The sequence below is a fragment of the Pedobacter sp. AC212 genome, from assembly GCF_979258625.1.
Map to the genome: position 1 here is coordinate 2,012,873 of NZ_OZ409870.1, position 25,773 is coordinate 2,038,645.

Here is a 25,773-nt window from a genome sequence, read left to right on the forward strand (position 1 = left end):
TGCCTAAAGCTAATGGATAGAATGATCCCCAAAATTTAATTATGTGTTTATGCGACCTATTTTTTTCAACATCAGGCGTATTGCAGATTAAAAATGTGAAATTTGCGCCTATTTATTTTAACATCGTGATATTAACCCTGCTTGAAAATATTTTGCTCTCTTTATTGGCGTTTTGCTTACTTGTGCAACTTTACTATGTTCTATTCGTTCATTTGAAACTCGCCAATACCAATATTGAAGAAGTACCCAAAATAGCTCAGAAGCCAGTAAGTGTAATCATCTGTGCGAGAAATGAGATCAAAAATCTCGAACAATATCTTCCCTCAGTACTCAATCAGAATTACCCGAATTTTGAAGTTGTAGTGGTTAACGACCGCTCTTGGGATGGTACAGAAGAATTTTTGGAGGCCTGGGAGAAAAAGTATTCCAACCTGAAAGTAGTGAAGATTTTAGATAATGATAAATTCCTCGCGGGTAAAAAGTTTGCTGTAACTATGGGAATTAAGGCTGCAAAATACGATTGGTTGGTTTTTACTGATGCCGATTGTACGCCTGCTTCTGATAGTTGGTTAATGGATATGCAACAGCCACGCGATGAAAATGTAGAAATTGTTTTGGGCTACTCACCTTATTTAAAACGAAGAGGCCTATTAAATGCCTTAATTCGTTTTGAAACCTTTTTTACAGCGGTAAATTATCTGGGTTTTGCTATAAAAGGGATGCCTTACATGGGAGTAGGTAGAAACATGGCCTATAAAAAATCGCTTTTTTTTAAGCACAAAGGTTTTGCCGCTCACATGCATATCCCTTCGGGGGATGATGATTTATTTGTTAACGCACATGCCAACAAGCACAATACCGAAATTAGAATGAATCAAGAAAGTCATGTTTGGAGTGAGCCGAACCATACTTGGGCCGGCTATCTGCGCCAAAAAAAGCGTCATTTCGGTGCGGGTAAAATGTATAAGTCGAAACATAAATTCATTTTAAGTCTGCAGATCATTATCCAATTTCTATTTTATGGATTCTTTGCAGGATGTATGTTTTTAAGCCGGGAAGCCCAGTATATTGCTGGTGGAATATTGCTGCTGAGTATCGTGATCCGTTGTTTCGTTTATCCGAAATTGCTGAAACGTTTAAACTATGGTGATTTACGTTGGTGGTTCCCGATTTTAGATATACTTTTGTTTTTCTTTTTAACCCTTAACGGCTTTCTTGCCCTATTTGGAAAGAAAAAAGTGAATTGGAAATAAGTAAAAAAACCTTTAAGAATTACCGCATGGCTGATGTAAAACCTGATATCATTCTAAAATATTTTCCTGATTTAACTGCGCAACAAATCGATCAGTTTACGCAACTGTTTGAATTATACGTTTTTTGGAATGCTCAAATCAATGTAATTTCCAGAAAAGACATTGAAGAATTATACGAACGCCATGTACTGCATTCGCTTGGTATAGCAAAGATCTGTACTTTCAAAGCCGGTGAATCGGTTTTAGATGTGGGTACAGGCGGAGGTTTTCCTGGCATTCCATTAGCTATTTTGTTTCCAGAGACCCAGTTTCAATTGGTCGATTCAATTGGAAAAAAAATAAAAGTGGTTAAGGAAGTGGCTTCTGCTTTGGGATTGAATAATTTAAAAGCCGATCATTTAAGGGCAGAACAGGTTAAAGAAAAATTCAACTTTGTTGTCTCCAGAGCAGTTACTCGTTTAGGCGAATTTTATCCCTGGATTCAAGGTAAATTCAAAAAAGACGCCATTAATGCCATTCCAAATGGTATTTTATATTTGAAAGGTGGCGATTTAGAGGAAGAAATAAAGGAATCAAAACTGAAAGCAGAATTGTATCCGCTTTCAGAATTTTTTGAGGAAGATTTTTTTGAAACTAAATATGTAGTGTACGTTCCGCAGTAGCTAAAACTTATTTACCTTCTGCGGATTATCCATCATCCTCATTTTGTCTTTTAATAATTGTTGCAAACCAGTTTGTTTATCTACTGCTTTAACAACCTCTAGAACAGCATTCGCGGCATCGCTAAAAAATGGTTTAGTGATTGTAGAATACTCATCTGTTGCTTTATGATAATCTTTATGGTCTTCAACGCCAAAATATAGGAAAGGAATATTTTTAGCATTGAATGCGCCCTGATCGCTTTGGTTTGTCCAATCATCATGCCCCATTTTCGGATCATCATGGCCTAAAATAACTTTGATTTCTTTTCTGTTGGTATCAATATATTTCTTTAACTCTGGATATTTGAATGTACCAGCTACGTACAGTTCACCTTTGTCGCTATGGCTAATCATATCCATATTTATGTTTACTGCGATGGTATTGATATTTACAGGTGGATTAGCCACAAATGCTTTTGCGCCCTGTAAACCCATTTCTTCTGCATCAAATGAGGCGAAGATGATCGTATTGTTAGGCTTGTTCTTAGCAAAGTAGGCAGCAATTTTAAGTAAGCCTGCCGTACCTGATGCATTGTCATCGGCACCATTAAATACCTGATCCTTAACGACTCCCAGGTGGTCATAATGAGCTGAAACTACAATCACATCTGTTCCTTTGCCAGGAATGTAGCCAATGATATTTGTGCCGTTTACTTTTGCTCCACCTCTGGCATTAAATGTAAATTCTTGTGCGTAGTTAACATTTTGAGGATAAGATTTTAGACCAAGTTTTTGAAAACGCTCAATAATGTAAGCTCTCGCCATTTCAGCACCTTTTGTGCCGGTTTTTCTCCCCTGATAGGCGTCGGAAGATAAAACTTCCACATCTTTTAAAAGTTGGGTATCTAGTTTGCCTGAGCCAGCGGAAGTTTGATTTTTAACTGATGAACAGCAACTTAGCATCATGGCTAAGGGGATAATATAAAGGATTTTCATGTTGTTTTTTTTCGTCATTGCGAGGCACGAAGCAATCCTAAAACTTAATTAGAAATTAAAGAACATGCTTCGCAATGACGTGATGATTAAATTATGTTTAAAGATATTAATTATTGAGACATTGAAATGGAAATATAGTTTTTTATGCTGTTGTGGAGTTGTGGTTTTGTCATCCTGAGGCACGAAGTATCCCTGCCTACCGCAGGCAGGTGTTTCATCGGCTGCAGATGCTTCGTGCCTCAGCATGACAGCGTTTATAAGAACTTCACCAGAATTTGAATTTACCAATGTTACGGAAAGCATTTTTAGATATTAGTATTCTGCTTTAGCCGCTAAGCTCTCAGCTTAAGCTGCAACTTCTCTTAAATCAACCGCTACAACTCTAGAGACACCTTGTTCTACCATCGTAACGCCATAAATAATGTCGGTACTGGCAATAGTTCTTTTATTATGAGACACTATAATAAACTGTGATTGATCGGAAAATTTTCTAATAATATTGTTAAACTTATCGATGTTAGTATCATCCAAAGGGGCATCAACCTCATCAAATATACAGAACGGAGCTGGTTTCAGCAGATAAAGCGAGAACAGTAAAGCAGTGGCAGTAAGTGTTTTTTCACCTCCAGATAATTGGTTGATCGATAGCGGTCTTTTACCTTTAGGCCTCGCAACGATGTCGATATCTGCCTCTAAAGGATTGTTGACATCAGATAAGATCAAATCACAGCTGTCTTCCTCGTTAAAAAGAGACCGGAAAACCACAATGAAATGTTCCCGTGCCTGTGTAAAAGCCTGCATGAATTTTTCTTTTGCAGTATCATCAATCTCTTTTATCGTTTGCAAAAGGTCGGTTTTGGCTGCGTTAAGATCCTTTTTCTGATTTTGGATAAAAATGTAACGCTCTTCCATTTCCTTAAACGCTTCCATCGCCATGGAGTTAATGGCACCAAACTCATCCAGTTGGCGCTTCATTTTTTCTACTTTCTGACGAATCTCAAACTCACTTTCAGATGCTTCTACTTCGCTTTCGGTATCAAGAAGATCGTTAATGTCGATATTGAATTCTACTGCCAATCGCTCTTTTAGGGAGTTCAGGTCGATTTTAAGTGTATTTTTTTTATCCTTTATCTCGGTTAAAAGGAAATCCGTTTCCTCCCGGCTCTTGCGAATATTGGTCAGGTTATTCTCCAACTCATTAATATTGCCTTTGCCTTCAAAGTACTCTTTTTCAACATCAGCAAGACCTTTTTCCATTTCTTCACGCTGTTGATACATTTCCAAAAGCGTGTCATCGCTCAAATCGGTATGTTGTAAAGTTGCTGTAATTTGCGTTAAAGTGTCCTGAAGTTCTTTGTCGTTCTGGGCAATGCGCTTGTTCAAAGCTTCTTCCTGTACAAATCGGTAGTCTAAATCTTTCTCCAGGCTCGATAGTTTGTTTTGTTGTTGATGGAAGCGGATATTGTCCTGGTTATACTTACCAGCTGAGTCATTTACCTGGTCGGCCAGCTCCTGATAATTGATTTGTTGTTCCTGAAGATTCAAATGGTCTTGCTGCTGCTTTTTCTGTAAATTAACCAAGGCAGGCAATTTTTCCGATAGAGATTTCTCTATGGAAACGATTTTCTGGGCTATATCGGTTTTGCGATTTTCACTGGTTGTAATAAATTCCTGGTATTGATCGCGACGTGTTTGAACAGAAATTTGTTCGTTAATGAAACGATTCAACTCTTGTTGCAAAGCATTAATCTGGTTTACTTTTGATGCTTCTTTTAGATTAAAAATATTATCGGTTTCAGCGGTAATTGCTGTAGTGTACTGGTTAATCAGCGATTCTGAAGCTTTAATTTCCTTTGCTAAATTCTCCAGGTTTTTAGCACGACCGATTCTTTTACCCTCAAACAATCCTACTGAACCACCTGCCAAAGTGAACTTCGTCTGTGCATATTTTCCATTTTTTGCCAGAATGGTTGCGGTTTCGGTTGATTTGGTTCTGAAAAAATTTTCCTGCTCTTCAACAGCGATATATACATTTTGCAAAAGTAAGTTGCAGAGATGCTGGTACTTTTTATCTACCTCGATAACAGATAAGGCTGAAATTAAGCCTTCATGTGTGTTCAACGTTGGGTTTTTATCAGGGATATTTTCCAAAATGAAAAAATTCGCCCGCCCACGACTGGCATCCGTTAATAAGTTAATTGCCTGAACGGCATCAGAATAATGATCAACCACATAATGGTTCATTACCGGTTCCAGATAATTCTCAATAGCAATCCGGTAGTCTTCATTACAGAATAAAATATCCGATAGGAGCAAAGCACTTTTTGCAAAAGCATTGTTCTTTTTTAAGAAACGGATAGATTCTGGGAAGCCCTCCAAACTGTCTACAAGCGATTTTGTAAGGTTGTATTCATTCTGCTTGGCATCTTTCTTACGGTTTTCGGCGGTAAGTTTTTCCTTGTTAGTGCTTAAGTTAATTTCCGATTGAGCTAATTTTTCCTTTAAGATTTCTTCAGCCTCTTTTAGCTGTTTAATCTGGCTTTGCTTTTCCGTAACCTGAATATCCAATTCAGCCAAAGCATGATCAAAAGCTTTGAGTTCTGATGTTTTCGTTTCAGTATCATCAACATTTCTGTTGGTTTCCTGCACCAGGGCATCCTTTTGGATGTTTAAAATGTCTATCTCCTTTTGCGATTGATAAACCTGGTTTTGTAATTCATTAACGGATTTTATTAGGTTATCAACTCTGTTTTTTTCTGTCTGCTGTTGTTCGCGTAGCGTATCCAGAGAAGATTTTAGGAGCTTTAAGTCAGATTCTAGTTTGTTGAAAACTTCTGTTTCAGTTAAAACCTCTTCATTTAAACGCTTGATATTGTATTTGATGTGGTTAACTTGGTTTTTATCTTTCTCCAGCTCTCCCGATAAACGCGTTTCTTTTTCTTGCAAAAAACGCATTTGTTCATTTTTTACTTTCTTCTCGCTTTCGTAAGCACGAATTTTTGAAACCAGTTCGTTAGTTGCTTTTTGCTGAATGGAAAGGTTTTTTTCTTGATTTATACTGCCCAGTTTGAGCTTTTGCAGTTCAGCTTCATGAGTATCAATTTTGGTGCTGAGTTCAGTTCTTAGTACCTGCTGGTTTTGCTCCTGGCTCTCCAATGCATTTAAATCAGTACGGAAAAAGGCAATTCGATGGGTTGCCAATTGAACACTTAGCTCACGATATTGCTCCTTTAATTTATAATAGCGTTCGGCTTTGCGAGCTTGATTTTCGAGGGTTTTTAAGTTTTTTTCGATTTCAAAAAGCAAATCTTCCACACGCTCAAGGTCGGCTTCAGTGTCTTTTAATTTACTGAAAGTTTGTTTCTTGCGGAGTTTGTATTTCGATATTCCTGAGGCTTCCTCAAACAAAGATCGTCGGCTATGTTCTTTATTTGTGATAATTTCATCGACCATTTTAAGTTCGATAATGGAGTAACTATCAGAGCCAATTCCGGTGTCTAGAAATAGGTCGGTAATATCTTTCAAACGGCATTGAACATCATTCAAACGGTATTCGCTATCGCCATTCCGATAGAGTTTACGGGTTACTGTAACCTGAGAGTAAGCTGTTGGGAGAATGTTTTTGGTATTATCAAAGCTTAAGGAAACCTCTGCTAATTGGGCTTGTTTACGGTTTTTTGTGCCATTAAAGATGATGTTTTCCATCTTTTCAGAACGCAAGGCTTTTGTACTTTGCTCACCCAGCACCCATCTCATGGCATCAATTACATTCGATTTTCCGCAACCGTTCGGGCCAACAATCGCTGTAACACCTTCATTAAAATTGATGGTCACCTTGTCGCCAAAGCTTTTAAATCCTTTAATTTCTAATCGGGTGAGTTGCATGGTGTTTCAACGAGAGAACGGAATCCAATATTAAGGAAATTTTGGGGTTTTTCAAGTGTTTCTTGTCCACGAAATAAATAAATTACAACACATCAGCTAATTCTTAACACCAATATCAAATTCTTACTCATTGATACTGGCAATTCGCTAGCCAATAGCCGCGATTTGCTCATTTATCTGATTAACAGCTGTTTAATTTTACAACTTCGTATCAGCTTAATCGATTTAAGTGATGTAGTTAAAGAATTATTTACCTCTTATTTAAACTATAAATGTTATGTCAAAGTTATCATCATTAAAAGTTTCTGTAGAAGCTTTAAAAGATTACAAGTTTCCTAAGAAACTAGAAACCGCGGTAATCTCAAGTATTGAGTCGAAGTTAAAAAAGCGCTTCGATGAACTGGGTGGAAGTAAGTTTCTTGGTCAGCTTTTAAGGAAAGATGGGATTGCCTGGTACGGCGAATTGGCCTGTGTTTGTTACAATAGCAATACTAGATCTGTATTGGAAATCCATGGTGCCATTTACCAAAAGTGGGTTGCTTTAGGCGGCGTAAATTGGGGCATACCCAATACCGATGAATCTCCTTGCTGGGATGGAACAGGGCGATTCAATCACTTCAACGGCGATCAGGCCACCATTATGTGGTCGCCACAGACTGGAGCTCAAGCAATTTGGGGCGACATTCGCAGGAGATGGGCAGAATTGGGTTGGGAAAGATCGTATTTAGGTTATCCAACCTCTGATGAAAGTAACTTTCCGGATGGTGGAAGGGTTAATTCCTTTCAACACGGCGGTATTTACTGGTGGCCAGATACCGGTGCATTGGATTTAAATGATGTTGTGCTCCACTATACCGGCTTAATTTGTTTGAGAGAAACAGGCGAAACATCTGGCGCAGACGAGCCATATGTATTGATGGGAGTGGTCTCACCATTTTCTGGTGCCGCCTTTAGATCGCAAACCTATAGCAAAGTAGATTCTGATACATCAAGACCTGACTTGATTGAAATTTACAGAGGCAAACCCAATGGTTTGATTCTTGAAATCACGTTAATGGAGAATGATCATGGTGATCCAGAAAAATTTAGAAAGGAAATTCAGACCGCTATGACAGCAGCACATGGTTTAGGAACTGCCGCTTTGGGACTTATTCCTGTTGTTGGCGGTGCAATTGCAGCGGTGGTAGGCCCCTTGATTCAAAAATTTATTCCGGAGGTGGCGAAAGCGGTAAATAATTTATTTGGCTTTGGCGATGATAAGATTGGAAGCGAAAGGATTGTACTCACCGGTAAAGACCTTATCCTCCTGGCCAGACGAACCAACAATTCAAATTATAAAAATGTAGGTTACAAGTTTTCTACCAATAACCTTCGCGGCCACAATGCAAATTACAAAGTATATTTTGGTATAGTGCCGGCTTAAATGCGCTTGTACTGATATTGTGTAAGGCAGCTAAGCCTTATACAATATCAATTTTTCACAATCATCAGCTTTGCAAATTTCAATAACAACTGCTTGTTGCCCAAACCCTGGAAAAATACGGTTGCCTTAACATCAGGTAAATTTCCTTCCAGACTAATAATCTTTCCAAAGCCAAATTTTTCGTGTTCTACTTCCATGCCACCTTGAAATTCGTGTGGTTGTGAGGGGGCGAAACCAGGGGTTGGAACGTGTGCCTTTGCCAATAGCGAAGTTGTTTTCGGACGAGGAGGTGGGGCAGAAGTAGTGCTCGCAGGTTTTGGTTTGCTAAAGAAATCACGAGGTTGAGAAGTCCAGGTTTTGCGTTCATCATCAAAGTTGCCTTCAAAAACGTTGCTTTTAGCAGGTTTCACATCCAACTCTAAAAATCTGGGATTAATTTCGTTGATAAAACGGCTTGGTTCACAGTTAGTTAATGTTCCCCAACGGTAACGAGAAGTAGCGTAAGTTATGGTTAGCTTAATTTCAGCACGTGTAATGGCCACATAAAATAAACGGCGTTCTTCTTCCAAATCGGAACGGGAATTAACCGACATTTGCGATGGAAAAAGGTTCTCCTCCAGGCCGACAATAAATACGTTTTTAAACTCCAAACCTTTGGCAGAGTGAATCGTCATCAACGAAACCGTATCCTTGTTTTTGTCGCCGTCCTTATCATCATTGGTTAAAAGCGCTACATCCTGCATAAAAATATCCAGGCCTTTTTCTTCGATATCTTCACGCTCCGCAAACTCTTTTATACCATTTAATAACTCCTGAATGTTTTCGTATCTTGCCCTACCTTCAACGCTATCATCGGTATAAAGTTCCTTCAATATGCCTGCGTGTTGTGCAATAAACAAAGCTGAATCGTAAGCATCAAGCTTTTTAGCCTCTGCTTGAAAACTCTGAACCATCATCGAAAAGTCGTTCAGTTGGTTAGCCAATCGACCATCAACGTATTGATGCGCATTCGAAATTACATCCCACATGGTGATATTATTTTGATCGGCAGCTACGATGATTTTATCGATGGAAGTGTCTCCAATTCCACGTTTTGGATAATTGATTACCCTTTTAATGGCTTCTTCATCCTTCGGATTAAAAGTTAAACGGAAGTAAGCAATTAAATCCTTAATCTCTTTCCTTTGATAGAAAGAAGTACCACCATATATTTTATAAGGAACATTCAGCTTGCGTAGGCCTTCCTCCATTGCTCTGCTTTGCGCATTGGTACGGTATAGAATGGCAAAATCGTGGTATTGGTAACCTTTCAAACCGCGTTCCTGAATAATTGATTCGGCTACCAATTTACCCTCTTCATTATCAGTAAAAGCACGGGAAACCTTGATTCTATCGCCCTCTACATTTTCTGAGAAAACATTTTTTTCCAACTGATTTTTGTTGTTGGCGATAATGCTACTGGCGGCATCAACGATATTTTGGGTAGAGCGGTAGTTTTGCTCCAGTTTATAAACCTTCAAATCAGGGTAATCGCGTTCGAAGTTTAAGATGTTTTGAATATTGGCTCCACGAAAGGCGTAGATACTTTGTGCATCATCACCAACCACGCAAATGTTCTGGTAAGCAGCGGCCAGTTTTTTCACAATGGTATATTGCGAAAAGTTGGTATCCTGGTACTCATCCACCATTAAATACCTAAATTTCTGTTGATATTTATTCAACACCTCAGGGTGTTCTTTTAGCAGAATATTGGTTTTAAACAGTAAATCGTCAAAATCCATGGCACCAGCCCTGAAACAACGTTTGGCATATTGCTCATAAATCTGGCCAATTAAAGGACGCTTGTTTTGAATGTCTTCTGCCTGAATCTGATCGTTTGACTGATATTCACCCCAGGAAATAAGATTATTTTTTGCCGAAGAGATACGTCCAAAAACAAAGTTTGCGGCGTATAACTTATCGTCTAACTGCATTTCCTTTAAAATGGCACGGATAACACTCTTACTATCATCGGTATCGTAAATGGTAAAGTTGTTTGGATAGCCAATTTTCTCTGCCTCTACCCGTAAAATCTTCGCGAAAACAGAGTGAAAAGTACCCATCCAAATGTTTTTAGCCTCAGCACCAACCACTTTCGAAATACGCTCACGCATATCTTTACTCGCTTTGTTGGTAAAGGTTAAAACCAGAATATTAAAAGGGTCGGTTCCTGTTTGAATGAGGTGCGCAACGCGATAAGTAATTACACGGGTTTTGCCCGAACCAGCACCTGCAACAATCATTACCGGTCCTTTTGTATTCTCTACTGCTGCTCTTTGTTGTGGGTTTAATCCTTCTAAATAGTCCAAATCGGCTCCTGTTTTTTTGAGGTTCAAAAATAACAATTCAAAAGTTTTTTATTGAATTTGTGGAGAAATAGAGGCCCGTTTTTTTTGAAAAGGAAAAGTCGGGTATAATATAAACTTCCCAATGGTGATCACTAATCAAATCACGAATAGGAGAACTGCAATCTATGTTGAAGGTAATCTCACTGGCTAAACTAGTTCGTAAATTAACAATCACTGATTTTTTTCTGCCAAAATTTCACCTTATCCATTTGGGAATAAAATTTGATATGTCGTAGTTATGGAAGAGAAAAAAATAAACAAGGACATAGAATTCACTAATATCCCAGAGGGAAACAGTACAGATATTTACGCTAACTTAAAAGAGAAGCTGGAAAGTGTAGAAAAGTTTCCAGGCATCTACAACTTCAAATTTATCTTGACGGGCGGTGTAGAGAAAATCGAAGATCTTCGTGCTGTTTTGCCAAATGATGAATTTTTAGAACAACCTTCTAAAACAGGCAAATATGTTTCGATAACAGTAAAGAAACAAATGCAAAGTGCTGATGAAGTAATTGCGATTTATAAACAGACAGCAAATATTAAAGGTATAATGACGCTATAATTTATCCCGCAGATCAAAGATGGTTTTGGTAAAAAAACTGCGAAAATCTGTGTTATCTGCGGGAAAAATTTGCCACCTATTTCAGTATTTTGAATCTTTTTAGACCTGCAGACTAAAGATGATTTCTGCAAAAAAAAAATAGGGTTAACCTAAATGATCTGTTGCAACAAGCTCTAAACTATTACATCCAATTTTCATTACCACTCTCCACCTGGTAAAGCCAATAGTTCACTAAAGTTTTGATCTCGCTGTAATTCCCATATTTGAAATGAATTTGTCCAGCTGCAGTATGTAGGCACAAATGTCCCACATCTACGCTTTTGTGCCATGGATATTGTGAAGCCGTTATTGCCTGGATTTTGTGTGGAACGATCACTTCATTTGAAACATCCCAAATTCCACTTTTCTTGATAATAAACTGCTGATTTACGGAGATACGGTGCCTTCGGTAACTGATGTAAATCATCAGAATTCCGACAATGAAATAGGCTGCTGCGAAGCCCAGAAAGGGTTTCACTTCTGGAACATTTAAAGCAACAATCGTAAAGATCGTCACTGGCAAAATCAGTTTAAAGAAAATAGGCAAATTCAAAAAGCGCCAATCGGGAACGAAAGTTTTCCCTATAATTGGGACCTGTCCAAGTATCATCTTCAATAGTTCATCCCTTTCGAAAGTGTCACATCCTACAATTTCAAGCGTATTGCCCTGCATTTCTTTACCCTTTTTACTTTCGCCAAAGTGTGCTTGCTTTAAACTGATGTTGAGGAGATTAAGTTTCTTTTGAAAGTAGTTTTGGCTATGTTTCGTAATCTGAACTTTGGTAGGGTTAATTAAGGTATTTTTTTTCGCAATCAGGCCAGACGATAATAGCAGGGAGTTTTTATGCTGACTTACCTCCAGTTGGAAATACCTGTAAAAAGTTCTGATAAGGTTGATTGACAATAGCACAATCAAAAAAATAACCACAATTACGGCAACAGAAAATAAGGTGGCTAAACCTAAAACAGTGCTTTGCACAGCTCCTTTATCGAGGCCGAAAATGTCCATAATATGCCTTGCTTCCTGAACGGTGTACATGAAGAATACGAGGATTACGGTTAAACTTTGCCCATAATTTGAGGTTAGCCCAACCTTAAACAGTGTCCAGGTACTTACTCTCAAAAAAGGAACCTCATCGATTATTGGTAGCTCATCTGTTAATATATTGGCGTGTTCGGTAGCTTCAGTTTTGCCTTTTAATAAATGCTCCTTTAAATTATAAGCAGAAACCTCGTCAATGGCTTTGATACTTACTTCTTCTCCACTTGCCCCGGCGGTATCTATTTTGAGGCCATAAACGCCAATCATTTTCTGTAAGATATTTTGGTTTATATTAACCTGCTGAATCTTGTCTAACTGAATAATTACCTGATCGCGATTTAAGATACCCTTGTTAACTACGAATTCCTGCTTTTCCTTATCTAGAAAAAAAGTAAAGTTTAGATACCATAAATAAGAAAAAACTACACAAAGCAAAATAATTACACCAACACCAAGAAGTACATATGCGGTGTAGGCTGCACTCATTTTTACAAAGGCATAAATAACCAGGAAAAATGTTGCCTTACCAATTTTAAACGCAGTATGGGCTGCCATTACGATTATTCCGAAAGCAGACTCTCGTTGGGGCTTACTGAAATCGCTATTCATTAACTTTCAGTTTAGTTTCAATTTCAGGTGTCTCAAGCAATTCGAGTTTATTCAATAGCAAATCTCTTATGCTCTTTGCTTCATCAATTGGTATGCCCGCAATATGGAGGTGACCTGTTTGGCCACCTGCAGTAAAAATTTGCAGCGAACCCAAATTAAACATTCTCGAAAAAAAACCTTCATTCAGTTCGATATGCTGAATTCTATTTAGCGGCACAATCGTAGTTGATTCGGCAATGATGCCACTCTTGTAAATTACATCCTTGGTTCTGATGGCATATCCACGTTTCTTAAAACTAACATAGAAAAGCAAAACGGTAACAATGGCAACTACTACATAAATGCTAACGATGATTGATGCATGTGGCTGTATTTTCTCATTGAAAAAAATCAGTAAAGCAGCAGTAATGCCAATAACTAGAAAAGTGATGATTAAATTAATGCAAATGATTTTCCAATAATTGGAGTGGGGTTTTTTCAGAGAAATTTCTTCGTATTTTGGTAACGAATTAATATCAATTGCTTCGTTTGTAAAAGTGTCAGTAGGCATTTTTAAAGATATAAAACTAATTAATCTGTTTTAAGACTAAAGCAGTAATCTTTTGTTACCTCGCAACAATAAACTTTTTTGCAGCATTGTACTGCCCTGAATCGGAAGTGAGTTTGAAGAAATAGATCCCCGGGACAAAAGTAGAGGTATTTATTTCCAGAGTATGCTTACCAGTATTAATATATTCGTTCAAAACAGTTTTTACCAATCTGCCCATCATATCATAAACCTGTATGGTAAGTTTATCTGTTTCTGGCAAAACCACATCAAGGTAAGTTTGTGTTCCGGCTGGATTTGGATAGTTCTGTGAAACCACAAACATTAAAAACTTATCAAAAATCGCTTTGTTAATGGCATCGAAAATAACATAGCTGATTAATCTATAACCTCTGGCGTTTGGATGAAAAGCATCTTGATACAAGGTGAAATCTCTCCGCATCGCTGCATTCACATCTGCTAAATATATTTTATATTCAATGGCCAAACGCCTATAAACAACATTTAAAGCCCTGATGTTTACGTTTGCCTGAGCCAACGGAGTGCTGTTTCTATCGTCTACATTTTGTAGTGTACAAAGAATTGGAACCAGGTTTTGCTTTAAACTGATGCTAATCAAAGAACGCATGTTGGCCTCCGTTTCGGCCACGCTTCCTTTACCGTTAACCATTGCCAACGCATCATTAATGCCCATCGAAATTACAATAAAACCTGTGCGGTCTTTTATCGCATTATCTATTCGTAACAAGCCTTGAAAAGTAGTTTGGCCGCCAATACCATGGTTAGTAATGTCAACAACTTTGTTTTGATAGCAATTCAAAAAGTTGTTTCTCAGCATAGTTTGAAAACCAGCTCCATTAACTCCTTCAACTGTACTTGCACCAAAAGTTACAATATTAATACTGTCTCTAGCGTAAAACTGAGCTGCTTCAGGGCAACTTACCCGAGGTGGGCTTGTTGTTTGCGTAAAACCAGAAATGGTGATGGAAAATAGCAATACTAAAAAAGTACTGAACTTTATGCTAATTTTCATTGTGAAGAATCATTTCTTGGCTTTTTGGATAATTTTAAAAGTGCAATTTACGAAAAAATGGTTTAAAAAATATTTCGTAAGGTTGAATTTTATTTAAAAACAACAATTACTTAACAAACTAAGTGTCTTGTCAAATTTAAGTGATATCAACCAATTTCTTCCTCAAAAAACACACGTTATAAAAGTAAAATACAAACGATAAATCAAGGGCTTTTATGGTAAAATCATATATTTGCTCAAATTCATTTTGTTATGCAAGAGATTAAAAATTACGTAGAAACGCACAAACAACGCTTTTTAGACGAGTTGTTCGAACTATTGCGTTTTCCATCAGTGAGTGCCGACCCAAAATATAAAGCTGATGTTTTAAAAACAGCTGACTATGTGGCGCAAAAACTAAAAGATGCCGGTGCAGATCACGTTGAAATATGTCCAACAGCTGGTTATCCAATTGTTTACGGTGAAAAAATAATAGACAGTGCTTTACCAACTGTTTTAATTTATGGTCACTACGATGTGCAACCTGCAGATCCCCTGGAATTATGGCACACACCGCCGTTTGAGCCGACCGTACGCGATGGAAAAATCTACGCTCGTGGTGCTTGTGATGATAAGGGACAGTTTTACATGCATGTGAAGGCGTTCGAATTGATGATGCAAACCAATACTTTGGCTTGTAACGTTAAGTTTATGATAGAAGGCGAGGAGGAAGTTGGTTCTGCAAATCTTGGCATTTTTGTGAAAGACAATGCAGAACGTTTGAAAGCCGATGTGGTTTTAATTTCTGATACTTCGATGATCAGCATGGAGCATCCTTCAATAGAAACGGGCTTACGCGGCCTGGCTTATATGGAAGTGGAAGTTGTTGGTCCGAACCGCGATTTACATTCGGGTGTTTATGGCGGTGCAGTAGCTAACCCGGCTACAATATTGTGCAAAATGATTGCTTCTCTACACGATGAAAATAACCACATTACCATTCCTGCATTTTACGATAAAGTGGTTGAATTGAGTGATGAAGAGAAGAAAGCTTTAAATGCTGCTCCTTATGATGAAACTGAATATAAGCAAGATTTAGCGATTGATGAGGTTTGGGGCGAAAAAGGTTACTCTACTTTAGAGCGTACAGGAACCCGCCCGACTTTGGAGGTTAATGGAATTTGGAGTGGTTATATTGGTGAAGGCGCTAAAACCGTTTTACCAAGCAAAGCGAATGCGAAAATTTCGATGCGTTTGGTACCAAATCAAAGTTCTGAGGAAATCTCAGAAATTTTTACCAAACATTTTGAAAGCATTGCCCCTAAAAATGTAAAGGTAAAAGTAACGCCTCATCACGGTGGCGAACCGGTGGTTACGCCAACCGATAGCATTGCCTATCAGGCTGCCGAAAAAGCGATTGAAGATAGCTTCGGTAAAAAAGCCATTCCAACACGTGGAGGAGGAAGTATTCCAATCGTAGCCTTATTCGAAGATGTTTTGGGTATAAAATCTGTGCTTTTTGGCTTTGGATTAGATAGCGATGCCTTGCATTCACCAAACGAGAAATACGACATTTACAATTACTATAAAGGAATTGAAACTTTGCCTTTGTTCCATAAATATTTTGCAGAACTAAGTAAATAAGTCGTTTTTTATAATTCTAAGTTAAAATCCCTGTTTGTTTGTTCAGACAGGGATTTTTTTTGAAAATGAAAGGCAGATTTTCATTGGTACTGTAGTCCTGCCATTGCTTATAGTCCTCATTTAGCTGCGCTTCATTCCGGGCTATTTAGCGCTGTCAGGTTTATAGTTAACGGTTTTAATTTCATAGCACCACCATAATGGCCGCCTAAACCCGTATTCTATGGTTTTTGCAAATAAATTTTAAAATATTTAGGCAGCATTATAAAGATCTTTCTTATAGGGTCTGTCTTTCAATACTGCTGCAAAAGCTCTGCTGACCAGTTTGTTTCTCAATACGTTTAGAACAGCTGAATGATGCTTTCCTTCTTGTATCTTTCTGTCATAATACCTTTTGAACTCATTATCCTTTTTGATTGTGTTGAGCGCACACATGGTAAGTAGTGTTTTTATTCTTTTATTTGCCAGGTGGCTAACCTTTGGTTTCCCCTTTAGTGTTGTTCCAGAGGTATTTCCGAAAGGGGCAATACCACAATAACAGGCAAACTTCCTGGGATCCTCGAACAGACTGAATCCTTGCGTAAGGACCACGATAAACATCGCTGTCTGAGGCCCTATACAGTATACGGAGTTGACCAGACGATATTGCTTTTCAAGTAGTTTGTCCGCTTTTACACATCTTATAAGTTCCGCTTCAATCATGTCAATTTTCTTGTCATATTCTTTGATCAGTGACTTCCTGATCTCCAATGTAAAATCCGCTGAATCTCCATCGAAAGCTTCCAGCTCTCCACTTGCGTTTTTTAATGCCGTCTGTTGCTTCACAAGCTGCTTTCTACAGCTCAATAAATGCTTTAGCTTGCTTATGGTTTTGCTCGGAAGTTTAAAAAGAACAGCTTTGCGCCTATGTAAAAAACCATAGTTGGCTATTTCGGCAGCATCTGCCTTATCAGATTTGCCACGTTTTAGACCAAGGGAGCGCTTAAGCCTCAGGGCGTTCTCAACCCAGAGATTTCCGCCCTGTCCGTCAAAATAGGTGCAGATAGGAAGTGTGTAGAGTCCGGTATCCTCTGCGCAAAAAAGCATCTCAGCAATCGAAAGGCCGGTAAGCTCCTGCATCCAGGCCACCATTTCCTTACAGCCTTCCTCATTGTTGCTAAAGGTGCCATGAAACTGCTCATCAGGATTTTCAGTAAGAAAAAACACTACATCTGTTTTCATTTTTGAAACATCGATGCCCGCAAATAATCTGTAATTCATAACTTTGGGTTGTTAAGTGGAAAAAACAAACCTTAATGTTGAATAAAACTAAATCCCTTAACGGTCCAGCGAAGACTAAAATTCTATATGGTTCTTGTTCAACAAACGGCAGTGCTCTGATACGGGTTTTAGGTCTTTAACCTAGATCGAGCCAAAGTGCAGCACTGCCGTTAAGGTTTTATTCAAATCTCAAATATTTCTAAGAATATTCAAACCTAAGGGATCAAAGTGGATGCTCCCGATTTGAGCATCTGCATTTATTTTTTTTTGAATGCTTGCCTGTTGCACAGGTTTCATCGGAGCAGAAACGGGAGCGGGGCTGAAGAAACCGATGGTAACGAGATCTTTGCTTTTCCCAAAATCATATTCAATTTTATAATTCATATTTTTTCATAAATTGTGCACATGAAATACATATTCTCATCTCTTTTACTTTTAGCAGGACTTAGTTCTTTTGCTCAAAGTACTAAAACGATTAATCAATCAGGAAATCCCATATTTCAAGGTTGGTATGCAGATCCGGAAGCGGCGATTTTCAACAACAAATATTGGGTTTATCCCACCTATTCGGCAAGGTATAAAGAGCAGGTTTTTCTGGATGCTTTCTCCTCTGATGACTTGGTTACATGGAAAAAACATCCCCGTGTTTTAGATACTGCTGCGGTGAAGTGGGCGAATAAAGCGATGTGGGCCCCGGCGATTGTTCAAAAAGATAAAAAGTATTACTTGTTCTTCGGAGCAAACGACATTCAAAGCGACAACGAAGTAGGTGGAATTGGAGTTGCCGTTGCTGATAAGCCTGAAGGGCCATACAAAGATCATTTAGGAAAGCCTTTGGTTGATAAATTTCATAATGGTGCACAGCCCATTGATCAATTCGTTTTTAAAGATAAGGATGGTCAGTACTATTTAATTTACGGAGGTTGGAAGCATTGTAACATTGCCAAGTTGAACAAAGATTTTACCGGTTTTGTCCCGTTTGAAGATGGAACTACTTTCAAAGAAATTACCCCGGAAAACTATGTTGAAGGTCCTTACATGTTTATTAAAGATGGGAAATATTACTTTATGTGGAGCGAAGGCGGCTGGACTGGCCCGGATTATTCTGTAGCCTATGCCATTGCAGATTCGCCGTTTGGTCCGTTTAAAAGGGTTGATAAAATTTTGAAGCAAGACCCGGAAGTGGCAAGAGGGGCGGGGCACCACTCCTTATTGATTAACGAGAAAAAAGGTACTTATCACATTGTTTATCACCGCAGGCCATTAAGTGAAACGGATGGTAACCATCGGGTTACCTGCATTGATGAAATGAAATTTGATGCCGATGGAAAGATCCTACCTGTAAAAATCACAAATGAAGGCGTAAAAGCACAAAAGGTGAAGTAGATTTTCAAATAACAAAACGGCGATTTGATAGTCGACCTTTACCCAGATATTGTATAAAAAGTTCAAAGCGGAGCAAATTTAAATCCCGCTTTGAACTTTTTTTAGTTATAGGTTCCTTGTTACAGGCTATAAATTAGAAGTACAAGATGGTAGGTAATGATGGTAAGTTTAATAACTAGCCAATGCCGTTTAAAATAGGAAGTTCCTACTCAACTTTGAACCCTGAACTTTCATCCATGAACTTTGAACTTTAAACTCTCAACCTTGAAATTTCAACTTTTAACCTTGAACTTTCAACTTTCAACATTCAACTTTCAACCTTAAACTTTCAACGTTCAACCTTGAACTTTCAACTCTGAACCCTCAACTCCCAACTCCAAACTTTCAGTCTTCACCTTTCCAAGCCTGTTAAATCCCCAGGCGCAGCACAATAACATGCAGGCAAGGCCGAACCAAAGCCAGTTGTAGCCCATGTTTTTAGCAATAAAAAAACCAGCCAAAGGGCCGATTACCTGAGCGCAAGACCAGCTTAAGGTATAACCAGCAGCATATAAGCCTCTATTATGCTCGTTACTTCGGCTAATAACGATTGTGTTGATAAAAGGAAGCGAGAACATTTCCCCGCCGGTAAATATTATGATTACCAAAACTGCCCCAACCAAATGGAAGCCAATTGGTGCGCTAAGCATTAGGTAAGAGACTGCGAAGAAAATCGCTCCGATGATGATAAAGAACATTGGCGGTCGTTTAGCCTCGATTTTATTGATCATAATCATCTCAAACAAAGCGATTACTGCTCCATTTATTCCAATAATAATCCCAATGGCAAACTCATCAATGTGCCATTGTTCTTTAAAGAAAACCGGAACTACCCTAAACATCAGGAAAGCACAGGTAATAAATATGGTGGTTAATAAGATGAATTTCACATAAAATATATCTTTCCAGGGTTTCATAATTACCATATTCAAGGCATTCTCTTTAGCCTTTTTTATGAATCCTTTTACCTGTGGAAGGAAAGATAAAATGAGCAAACCTACGATGATACTTACACCACCTTCAACGATAAAAAGTAATTTATAATTGAATGAGGCAATGATGCCAGCTAAACTGATGCCAACCGACCAGCCAATATTTACTGCCAACCTGTTTAATGAATAAGACCTCGTGATGGTTCCTGCGGTGGCATAATGTGCAACCGCCGTAAAATTCGCCGGTCGAAAGGCTTCCGAAAAAAAGCTGATCACCACTGCCAGTATACACAAGCTAGTAAAATGTGTAATGGTGGAAAATAAAATGAATAAAATGCCACCGATAATAGAGGAAAGGATTTGTACTGGGCGAAAACCGATCATATCCGTTAATTTTCCGCCAGTCGCCGAACCCAGGATGGAACCCACGCCGAATAACGTGATAATTAGGCCGGCATCCATTTCGGAGCGGTGCAAACTTTGCGTAACATATAAACCCATAAATGGAACGGCCATACTTCCGCATCTGTTAAACATCATCACAATGCTTAGAAGCCAGGTTTCTCGGCTTAATCCGCTGAAAGACGTTTTATAGGTGTTGAGTATGAGCTTGAACATGATTTATCTGGTGCGCAAAAGTAATGAACTTTTTGTTTAACTATTGGATTTAATTCCAGTCGGACAAAGTCATAATCCTGTCGAAGTATGCAGCAAATCCTTTTTTATTTGTTCTTCATTTTCCTCAACTTAGCGGCTTCAAATAAACTATGCCGCCAGAGAAGAGAAAACCCGTTACGAGAAAACCTGTTACCAGAAAACCTGCGGTACGTAAAAAGAAATCTAAGCCTTTTCCTACGCAGTGGAAGGTGGTTATTGCTGGTTTATTGCTGATTCTATTTTCCCCATTTTATTACGGATATATCCTGAATGGCTTTGTGGCCACCTGGCGATGGATAAAAGATTGGGGACAAGATCCCAACTACCGCACCTATGAAAGTTTCAACATTAAAATTCCGAAAAAATATACCATACATGGAATTGATGTGTCTTATTATCAGGGAAAAATAAACTGGCAAAAAGTGAAAGATATGGAAGATGATGGGGTGAAAGTCAAATTTGCATTTATTAAGGCGACAGAAGGCCTTTTACAAGTGGATCCTTATTTTCAAAGAAACTGGCGTGAAGCCCCGAAAGTGGGGATTGTATGTGGTGCTTATCATTTCTTCAGACCAAAGCGAGATGGAAAAACCCAGGCGAAGTTTTTTCTACAGGTGGTGAATATTGAAAAGGGCGATTTGCCGCCAGTGGTCGATATTGAAAGTTTAGACGGCGTTTCTCCAGTTAAAATGAGAGCCGAGTTGGCCGATTTTCTCAACTATGTGGAAGTTAAAACCAAAGTAAGGCCTATTATTTATTCGGGCTTAAAGTTCTATGAGGATTATCTGGAAGAACATTTCGATGAATATCCCTTATGGATTGCGCATTACTACCAACCAAAATTAAGGATGGATAAAAGTCGGTGGAAGTTTTGGCAGCATTCTGATAAAGCCAAAATTAATGGCATTGGTCACGCAGTGGATTTTAATGCGTTTAATGGCGATAGTTTGGCATTGGATAAACTATTAGTTCATTAGTCATTGGTTCACTGGTCATTATTTCATTAGGAGTGATGCATAACCGTTTTCGTCATTGCAAGAACTCTTTTTTCAGCCGACAAAGCAATCTATTATTAGGTTTAATTGGTTATCAATCATTGATTAGTCACCAAATTCGCTAACGAATAGTTTCCTTTCTAAAGGCGCATACAGGAAAACCAATGAACGAATGAACGAATGAACAACTGTACTAAATCGTCCAGCTTTCACATTTCTCCAGGAAAAATTCATCAGCTTCTGCGCCTATTCCAATTTCTTCAGGAACATCAAGAAAATAACCATTGTAGGTTAAACCCCCAACGCATGGATCGGCTAAATGACCTAACAACGCTGTATCTAAATCAAAAAATTCGACATTAGGACTGGCCAGTGCAAAATGAAGGTTGGCAGTCAAGGCTATTCTGCTTTCCAGCATGCTTCCTATCATACATTTTACGCCAGTTTGTAGCGCTTCTTCGTGAATTTTTTGCGCTTCTAAAATTCCACCTGATTTTGAAAATTTGATATTTAAATAGGTTGTCGATTGGCTATTAATCAATTTCCGGGCATCATGATGGTTGTAGCAACTCTCATCAGCCATTAATTTAATCGGGGAATTGACATTTAACTCCGGCAATTTATCATCGTACCAGGTTCTCATGGGTTGTTCACAAAACTCAATGTTGTATTTCTCCAGTGCACCAAGGGCGAATAAAGCATCGTCAAAGCTCCAGCCTTGATTCGCATCTAAACGTAAAATGATATCGTTTCCAACAGCTTCTCTAATGCATCTTACTCTTTCAATATCATCGCTCACTTTTTTACCCAGCTTGATCTTAATGATTCTGCAACCCTTTTGTACATAACTTAGCGCCGTGGCTGCCATTCCATCAGGCGTATCAATACCAACGGTCATATCTGTTTCGATGGTTCTTCTTGTTCCGCCTAAAAACTGGTAGAGTGGCAAGCCCGCATGTTTTGCTGCAATATCAAATAATGCCATGTCAAAAGCGCTCTTTATGGTATTATTATGATCTGCGTAACCCAGCAAGTCGTTCATCCGCTCAGGAATTTCCAGAGGATCTTTTCCTTTCAAAATAGCAGCAAAGTCTTTCGCCATTGCTATACAAGTTTCCTGGGTTTCACCCACAATCATCGGAAAAGCCGAGCATTCGCCTATTCCATGAATTCCGGCATCAGTGTAAATTCTGATGAGCACATTTTGTGCAAAATGCATGGTGCCCGTGGCAATTACAAAGGGCTCCATCGGGATGCTGAAGCGGTAGATTTCGGTATGGGTGATTTTCATTTGATGATCAAGTAGATTTCCAACTAAAGTATAAAAACAAAAACTAAATCGAAACAGGCTTGTAGATAATTTATAGATTTACATTTTTTAAATTGATCCAAACCGCTATGTCAAATACACATTCTGAGCCCAATAGTTTAATTAATGCATCCTCACCATATCTGTTGCAACATGCTTACAATCCTGTTCATTGGTATGAATGGGGAACAGAGGCGTTAGAGAAAGCAAAAGTTGAAAATAAACTCATTTTGGTCAGTATTGGTTATTCTGCCTGCCATTGGTGCCATGTGATGGAGCGGGAGAGTTTTGAAAATCATGAAGTTGCTGAAGTGATGAACCAGCATTTTGTTTGTATCAAAGTCGACCGGGAAGAGCGGCCGGATATTGATCAAATCTATATGTATGCCATCCAACTGATGACCGGGAGCGGTGGCTGGCCATTAAACTGTGTTTGTTTACCCGATCAACGCCCAATTTACGGGGGGACTTATTTCAGGAAAAATGATTGGATCAATATTCTGGAAAACGTTGCCGCATTGTGGACAAACGAACCTGATAAAGCCATTCAGTATGCTGATAGATTAACATCTGGCATCAAGGATAGCGAGAAAATCATCCCATCTCCCAAAGAGGAAGAATATATAGAGCAGCATTTAACTGAAATTATCGAACCCTGGAAAAGGCATTTTGATATCGGCTTCGGAGGATATAATCGTGCTCCAAAGTTTCCGCTTCCCAACAACTGGGCTTTTCTTTTACGCTACGGATTTTTAAAAGATGATGAATCAGTGTTTACGGCCGTTTGCCATACACTAGAAGAGATGAGCCGCGGAGGAATTTATGATCAAATTGGAGGTGGTTTTTCCCGTTACTCTGTTGATGATAAATGGCATGTTCCCCATTTTGAAAAAATGCTTTATGATAATGCCCAGCTGATCAGCTTATATATTGAGGCCTACCAATGCACTAAATTCGATTCATTTAAGCAAACTGCCGTCGAATCAATCGATTGGGTATTTAAAGAAATGACCTCGCCCGATGGTTTGTTTTATTCTGCTTTAGATGCAGATAGTGAAGGTGTTGAGGGGAAATTTTATGTGTGGGATAGACAAGAGTTTGATTCCATATTAGGTGATGACGCAAAATTGTTGGCAGACTATTACAATGTTACACCAGACGGAAACTGGGAAGAGGAGCAAACCAATATTCTGCGCAAAACAATTGATGATGATGATCTCATAGAAAAATATGGAACTGATGCTGCAACGCTGTATGATAAAGTTCAATCTGCAAAAGCAAAACTCATCGAAGTAAGAGATAAGCGAATAAGACCTGGTTTAGATGATAAATGCCTTACGGCCTGGAATGGGATGATGATCAAGGCATTAGCAGATGCAGCAACAGTGTTAAACCATGAATTTTACTATTCCAAAGCTGCGGCTGCGGCGAAATTCATTCTGACAAATGTAAAAACCAAAAACGGTGGATTGTACCGGAATTTTAAAAATGGCAAAGCATCCATCACTGGATTTCTGGATGATTACGCATTTTTAATTGAAGCGCTTATTGGTTTATATGAATATGATTTTGAGGAGTATTGGCTGACTGAAGCAAAGGCGCTAGCCGATTATGTGATTACTAACTTCAGTGATCCAGATTCGCCAATGTTTTTCTATACTTCTGCTGAAAGCGAGAGTCTGATTGCCCGGAAACATGAGATTATGGATAATGTGATTCCTGCTTCAAATTCTACAATGGCTCAAAATTTAAAAAAACTCGGTTTACTTTTCGATGTAGAAGCATATATTAACCAGACTGAGGAAATGCTAGCAGCAATTTTTCCAAAAATAAAAACCTACGGATCGGCCTATTCCAACTGGGCCATTCAATTGGTCAATGAGATACAGGGAATAAATGAGATTGCTATTGTTGGTTTAGAAACCGATGCTATTAAATTGGAGTTAAGCAATCATTATATTCCAAATAAAATTACATTGGGTGGAACAAAAAGTAACTTGCCGCTGTTAAAAGGTAAGCAAAGCAATGAAACAAAAGTTTATATTTGCCGAAATAAAGTATGCCAGTTACCGGTTAAAACTGTTGAGGAAGCATTAGCGTATTTACATTAAAACAATTTAAATGAATATTTCACCGAACACAGTAGTCGCAGTAACTTACGATTTGCACACTACTAACGAAGAAGGACAACAAGTTTTTGTTGAAAAAGCTGATGAGCAAAATCCTTTAGTATTTTTATATGGCGTTGGCATGATGTTGCCTAAATTTGAAGAACATTTAGCAGGCTTAAAAACTGGCGATGAATATGGCTTCGAATTATCTGCTGCTGATGGTTATGGAGAAATTGATCCAGGTGCTTTTGCAGATTTGCCTAAAACGATGTTTACAGAAGCAGGTGGCGAAGTTCCAGCGGTTGGAGATGTGATTCCTTTACAGGATAACAACGGAAATCAATTTAGAGCTGGTGTTACTGCCGTTCATGATGAAACTGTTGCAGTTGATTTGAACCATCCAATGGCTGGAAAAAATCTTTTATTTGCGGGAACCATTTTAAACGTTCGCGAAGCAACTCAAGATGAATTAGCACACGGTCATGCTCATGGAGCTGACGGTCATTCTGGTCACTAGTATCAGATAATTTATAAAGAAAAATCCCGACTAATGATCGGGATTTTTTGTTTAAAGCAATTTCGAAGTGGATAAAAGCACTGGTGGATTATCCATCGTATTGGCATTACTCAATTTCAGCACCCCTTTAACCGTGATGGGTTGATAAGTAAATTTTATAGGTTCGGCCATTTCTACCAAAACCATAATCGGGATTCCATTTTTGCCACAATAAAAACATTGGTTGATAGGAAGGGTAGAGAGCATAAACTTAGTTTGCTTCATCCCATCTTTTATCGGAACAATATAGCCTGAAAGCTCAAAAGGCTTATTTTCGAATTTTTTAATCTTCGCATTGTAAACCGCGTATTTCTCTGTCGGTTTAACGGTTTTGAAACTGATGCCTCCAATGACATCCCAGTTTGGAGAATCCATCTGATCGCTCGGATCATGTTGTGCTTTCGCACTAAAACCAATAAAAAGTAAGAATATAAATCCCAGCTGTTGCAGCTTTGCGCTCATCTTAATCATCTACAAATATAATAAAGATG

21 protein-coding genes are annotated in these 25,773 nt (G+C 38.5%); 9 read left to right on the plus strand and 12 right to left on the minus strand.

Going from position 1 to position 25,773, the window contains the following annotated elements; translation table 11 throughout:
• Nucleotides 1-41 precede the first annotated feature (41 nt).
• Both ACZZZC_RS08675 and rsmG read left to right on the plus strand, forming a co-directional pair.
• The gene (locus tag ACZZZC_RS08675; RefSeq protein ID WP_463485701.1) at nt 42-1,253 is read left to right on the plus strand and encodes a glycosyltransferase; all 1,212 of its coding nucleotides are present in this window, start codon (nt 42-44) and stop codon (nt 1,251-1,253) included.
• Between the two features lie 26 nt (nt 1,254-1,279).
• Entirely contained in the window at nt 1,280-1,915 is a 636-nt protein-coding gene (rsmG, locus tag ACZZZC_RS08680) for a 16S rRNA (guanine(527)-N(7))-methyltransferase RsmG (RefSeq protein ID WP_463485702.1), read from the plus strand.
• Here rsmG and ACZZZC_RS08685 read toward each other — a convergent pair whose 3' ends face one another.
• From ACZZZC_RS08685 to smc, 3 genes are all read right to left on the minus strand, one after another.
• Nucleotides 1,916-2,890, minus strand: a complete 975-nt coding sequence (locus tag ACZZZC_RS08685) for a M28 family peptidase (RefSeq protein WP_463485703.1) — start codon at nt 2,888-2,890, stop codon at nt 1,916-1,918.
• A 48-nt stretch (nt 2,891-2,938) separates the two neighbouring features.
• A complete protein-coding gene (locus ACZZZC_RS08690) occupies nt 2,939-3,136 on the minus strand; it encodes a hypothetical protein (RefSeq protein ID WP_463485704.1) in 198 nt (65 codons plus the stop codon).
• A gap of 99 nt (nt 3,137-3,235) precedes the next feature.
• Nucleotides 3,236-6,775 (minus strand): chromosome segregation protein SMC, encoded by a 3,540-nt coding sequence (smc, locus tag ACZZZC_RS08695; RefSeq protein ID WP_463485705.1) that lies wholly within the window; start codon nt 6,773-6,775, stop codon nt 3,236-3,238.
• A 277-nt stretch (nt 6,776-7,052) separates the two neighbouring features.
• Between smc and ACZZZC_RS08700 the strand changes: the two genes are divergently transcribed.
• Complete coding sequence (locus tag ACZZZC_RS08700; protein ID WP_463485706.1) at nt 7,053-8,198, plus strand: LGFP repeat-containing protein; 1,146 nt, start codon at nt 7,053-7,055, stop codon at nt 8,196-8,198.
• Between the two features lie 47 nt (nt 8,199-8,245).
• Here the strand turns inward: ACZZZC_RS08700 and ACZZZC_RS08705 are convergent, their stop codons facing one another.
• Entirely contained in the window at nt 8,246-10,546 is a 2,301-nt protein-coding gene (locus ACZZZC_RS08705; protein WP_463486307.1) for an ATP-dependent helicase, read from the minus strand.
• A 277-nt stretch (nt 10,547-10,823) separates the two neighbouring features.
• Here ACZZZC_RS08705 and ACZZZC_RS08710 point away from each other — a divergent pair, with 277 nt between their 5' ends.
• The gene (locus ACZZZC_RS08710) at nt 10,824-11,147 is read left to right on the plus strand and encodes a DUF493 family protein (RefSeq protein ID WP_463485707.1); all 324 of its coding nucleotides are present in this window, start codon (nt 10,824-10,826) and stop codon (nt 11,145-11,147) included.
• 181 nt (nt 11,148-11,328) lie between these two features.
• Here ACZZZC_RS08710 and ACZZZC_RS08715 read toward each other — a convergent pair whose 3' ends face one another.
• Genes ACZZZC_RS08715 through ACZZZC_RS08725 form a run of 3 tightly spaced genes read right to left on the minus strand, consistent with a single transcriptional unit; the run spans nt 11,329 to nt 14,417 of the window.
• Nucleotides 11,329-12,837 carry a PH domain-containing protein gene (locus ACZZZC_RS08715; protein WP_463485708.1) on the minus strand — a complete coding sequence of 503 codons (1,509 nt, stop codon included), beginning with the start codon at nt 12,835-12,837 and terminating at the stop codon, nt 11,329-11,331.
• Nucleotides 12,830-13,387 (minus strand): PH domain-containing protein, encoded by a 558-nt coding sequence (locus tag ACZZZC_RS08720; protein WP_463485709.1) that lies wholly within the window; start codon nt 13,385-13,387, stop codon nt 12,830-12,832. Before ACZZZC_RS08720 ends, ACZZZC_RS08715 begins: the two co-directional genes overlap by 8 nt.
• 55 nt (nt 13,388-13,442) lie before the next feature.
• On the minus strand, nt 13,443-14,417 hold the full coding sequence (locus tag ACZZZC_RS08725; RefSeq protein ID WP_463485710.1) for a GDSL-type esterase/lipase family protein: 975 nt from the start codon (nt 14,415-14,417) through the stop codon (nt 13,443-13,445).
• A 252-nt stretch (nt 14,418-14,669) separates the two neighbouring features.
• Between ACZZZC_RS08725 and ACZZZC_RS08730 the strand changes: the two genes are divergently transcribed.
• Nucleotides 14,670-16,040, plus strand: coding sequence for a dipeptidase (locus tag ACZZZC_RS08730; RefSeq protein ID WP_463485711.1), 1,371 nt, complete (start codon nt 14,670-14,672; stop codon nt 16,038-16,040).
• Between the two features lie 249 nt (nt 16,041-16,289).
• Here ACZZZC_RS08730 and ACZZZC_RS08735 read toward each other — a convergent pair whose 3' ends face one another.
• Together ACZZZC_RS08735 and ACZZZC_RS08740 are read right to left on the minus strand one after the other, a co-directional pair.
• Nucleotides 16,290-17,297: an IS110 family RNA-guided transposase gene (locus tag ACZZZC_RS08735; RefSeq protein WP_463483753.1), complete on the minus strand. Its 1,008-nt coding sequence runs from the start codon at nt 17,295-17,297 to the stop codon at nt 16,290-16,292.
• A gap of 189 nt (nt 17,298-17,486) precedes the next feature.
• Entirely contained in the window at nt 17,487-17,681 is a 195-nt protein-coding gene (locus ACZZZC_RS08740; protein WP_463486943.1) for a hypothetical protein, read from the minus strand.
• Between the two features lie 21 nt (nt 17,682-17,702).
• On the opposite strand from ACZZZC_RS08740, the gene ACZZZC_RS08745 reads away from it, so the two are divergent.
• Complete coding sequence (locus ACZZZC_RS08745; protein WP_463485713.1) at nt 17,703-18,683, plus strand: glycoside hydrolase family 43 protein; 981 nt, start codon at nt 17,703-17,705, stop codon at nt 18,681-18,683.
• A 335-nt stretch (nt 18,684-19,018) separates the two neighbouring features.
• Here the strand turns inward: ACZZZC_RS08745 and ACZZZC_RS08750 are convergent, their stop codons facing one another.
• On the minus strand, nt 19,019-20,272 hold the full coding sequence (locus ACZZZC_RS08750; RefSeq protein WP_463485714.1) for an MFS transporter: 1,254 nt from the start codon (nt 20,270-20,272) through the stop codon (nt 19,019-19,021).
• A gap of 149 nt (nt 20,273-20,421) precedes the next feature.
• On the opposite strand from ACZZZC_RS08750, the gene ACZZZC_RS08755 reads away from it, so the two are divergent.
• Nucleotides 20,422-21,288: a glycoside hydrolase family 25 protein gene (locus tag ACZZZC_RS08755; protein ID WP_463485715.1), complete on the plus strand. Its 867-nt coding sequence runs from the start codon at nt 20,422-20,424 to the stop codon at nt 21,286-21,288.
• Nucleotides 21,289-21,499: 211 nt separating this feature from the next.
• Here the strand turns inward: ACZZZC_RS08755 and ACZZZC_RS08760 are convergent, their stop codons facing one another.
• Nucleotides 21,500-22,597, minus strand: a complete 1,098-nt coding sequence (locus ACZZZC_RS08760; protein ID WP_463485716.1) for a mandelate racemase/muconate lactonizing enzyme family protein — start codon at nt 22,595-22,597, stop codon at nt 21,500-21,502.
• 107 nt (nt 22,598-22,704) lie between these two features.
• On the opposite strand from ACZZZC_RS08760, the gene ACZZZC_RS08765 reads away from it, so the two are divergent.
• Complete coding sequence (locus tag ACZZZC_RS08765) at nt 22,705-24,726, plus strand: thioredoxin domain-containing protein (RefSeq protein ID WP_463486944.1); 2,022 nt, start codon at nt 22,705-22,707, stop codon at nt 24,724-24,726.
• Between the two features lie 10 nt (nt 24,727-24,736).
• Nucleotides 24,737-25,243, plus strand: a complete 507-nt coding sequence (locus tag ACZZZC_RS08770; protein WP_265801206.1) for an FKBP-type peptidyl-prolyl cis-trans isomerase — start codon at nt 24,737-24,739, stop codon at nt 25,241-25,243.
• A 51-nt stretch (nt 25,244-25,294) separates the two neighbouring features.
• On the opposite strand, the gene ACZZZC_RS08775 is transcribed toward ACZZZC_RS08770, so the two are convergent.
• The gene (locus tag ACZZZC_RS08775) at nt 25,295-25,744 is read right to left on the minus strand and encodes a hypothetical protein (RefSeq protein ID WP_056851450.1); all 450 of its coding nucleotides are present in this window, start codon (nt 25,742-25,744) and stop codon (nt 25,295-25,297) included.
• Nucleotides 25,745-25,773 lie beyond the last annotated feature (29 nt).

Excerpts from the sequence above, each read along its gene's own strand:
- ACZZZC_RS08675 (WP_463485701.1), top strand. The coding sequence starts at position 42 with ATGTGTTTATGCGACCTATTTTTTTCAACATCAGGCGTATTGCAGATT.
- rsmG (WP_463485702.1), top strand. The coding sequence starts at position 1,280 with ATGGCTGATGTAAAACCTGATATCATTCTAAAATATTTTCCTGATTTA.
- ACZZZC_RS08685 (WP_463485703.1), bottom strand. The coding sequence starts at position 2,890 with ATGAAAATCCTTTATATTATCCCCTTAGCCATGATGCTAAGTTGCTGT.
- ACZZZC_RS08690 (WP_463485704.1), bottom strand. The coding sequence starts at position 3,136 with ATGCTGAGGCACGAAGCATCTGCAGCCGATGAAACACCTGCCTGCGGT.
- smc (WP_463485705.1), bottom strand. The coding sequence starts at position 6,775 with ATGCAACTCACCCGATTAGAAATTAAAGGATTTAAAAGCTTTGGCGAC.
- ACZZZC_RS08700 (WP_463485706.1), top strand. The coding sequence starts at position 7,053 with ATGTCAAAGTTATCATCATTAAAAGTTTCTGTAGAAGCTTTAAAAGAT.
- ACZZZC_RS08710 (WP_463485707.1), top strand. The coding sequence starts at position 10,824 with ATGGAAGAGAAAAAAATAAACAAGGACATAGAATTCACTAATATCCCA.
- ACZZZC_RS08715 (WP_463485708.1), bottom strand. The coding sequence starts at position 12,837 with ATGAATAGCGATTTCAGTAAGCCCCAACGAGAGTCTGCTTTCGGAATA.
- ACZZZC_RS08720 (WP_463485709.1), bottom strand. The coding sequence starts at position 13,387 with ATGCCTACTGACACTTTTACAAACGAAGCAATTGATATTAATTCGTTA.
- ACZZZC_RS08725 (WP_463485710.1), bottom strand. The coding sequence starts at position 14,417 with ATGAAAATTAGCATAAAGTTCAGTACTTTTTTAGTATTGCTATTTTCC.
- ACZZZC_RS08730 (WP_463485711.1), top strand. The coding sequence starts at position 14,670 with ATGCAAGAGATTAAAAATTACGTAGAAACGCACAAACAACGCTTTTTA.
- ACZZZC_RS08735 (WP_463483753.1), bottom strand. The coding sequence starts at position 17,297 with ATGAATTACAGATTATTTGCGGGCATCGATGTTTCAAAAATGAAAACA.
- ACZZZC_RS08740 (WP_463486943.1), bottom strand. The coding sequence starts at position 17,681 with ATGAATTATAAAATTGAATATGATTTTGGGAAAAGCAAAGATCTCGTT.
- ACZZZC_RS08745 (WP_463485713.1), top strand. The coding sequence starts at position 17,703 with ATGAAATACATATTCTCATCTCTTTTACTTTTAGCAGGACTTAGTTCT.
- ACZZZC_RS08750 (WP_463485714.1), bottom strand. The coding sequence starts at position 20,272 with ATGTTCAAGCTCATACTCAACACCTATAAAACGTCTTTCAGCGGATTA.
- ACZZZC_RS08755 (WP_463485715.1), top strand. The coding sequence starts at position 20,422 with ATGCCGCCAGAGAAGAGAAAACCCGTTACGAGAAAACCTGTTACCAGA.
- ACZZZC_RS08760 (WP_463485716.1), bottom strand. The coding sequence starts at position 22,597 with ATGAAAATCACCCATACCGAAATCTACCGCTTCAGCATCCCGATGGAG.
- ACZZZC_RS08765 (WP_463486944.1), top strand. The coding sequence starts at position 22,705 with ATGTCAAATACACATTCTGAGCCCAATAGTTTAATTAATGCATCCTCA.
- ACZZZC_RS08770 (WP_265801206.1), top strand. The coding sequence starts at position 24,737 with ATGAATATTTCACCGAACACAGTAGTCGCAGTAACTTACGATTTGCAC.
- ACZZZC_RS08775 (WP_056851450.1), bottom strand. The coding sequence starts at position 25,744 with ATGAGCGCAAAGCTGCAACAGCTGGGATTTATATTCTTACTTTTTATT.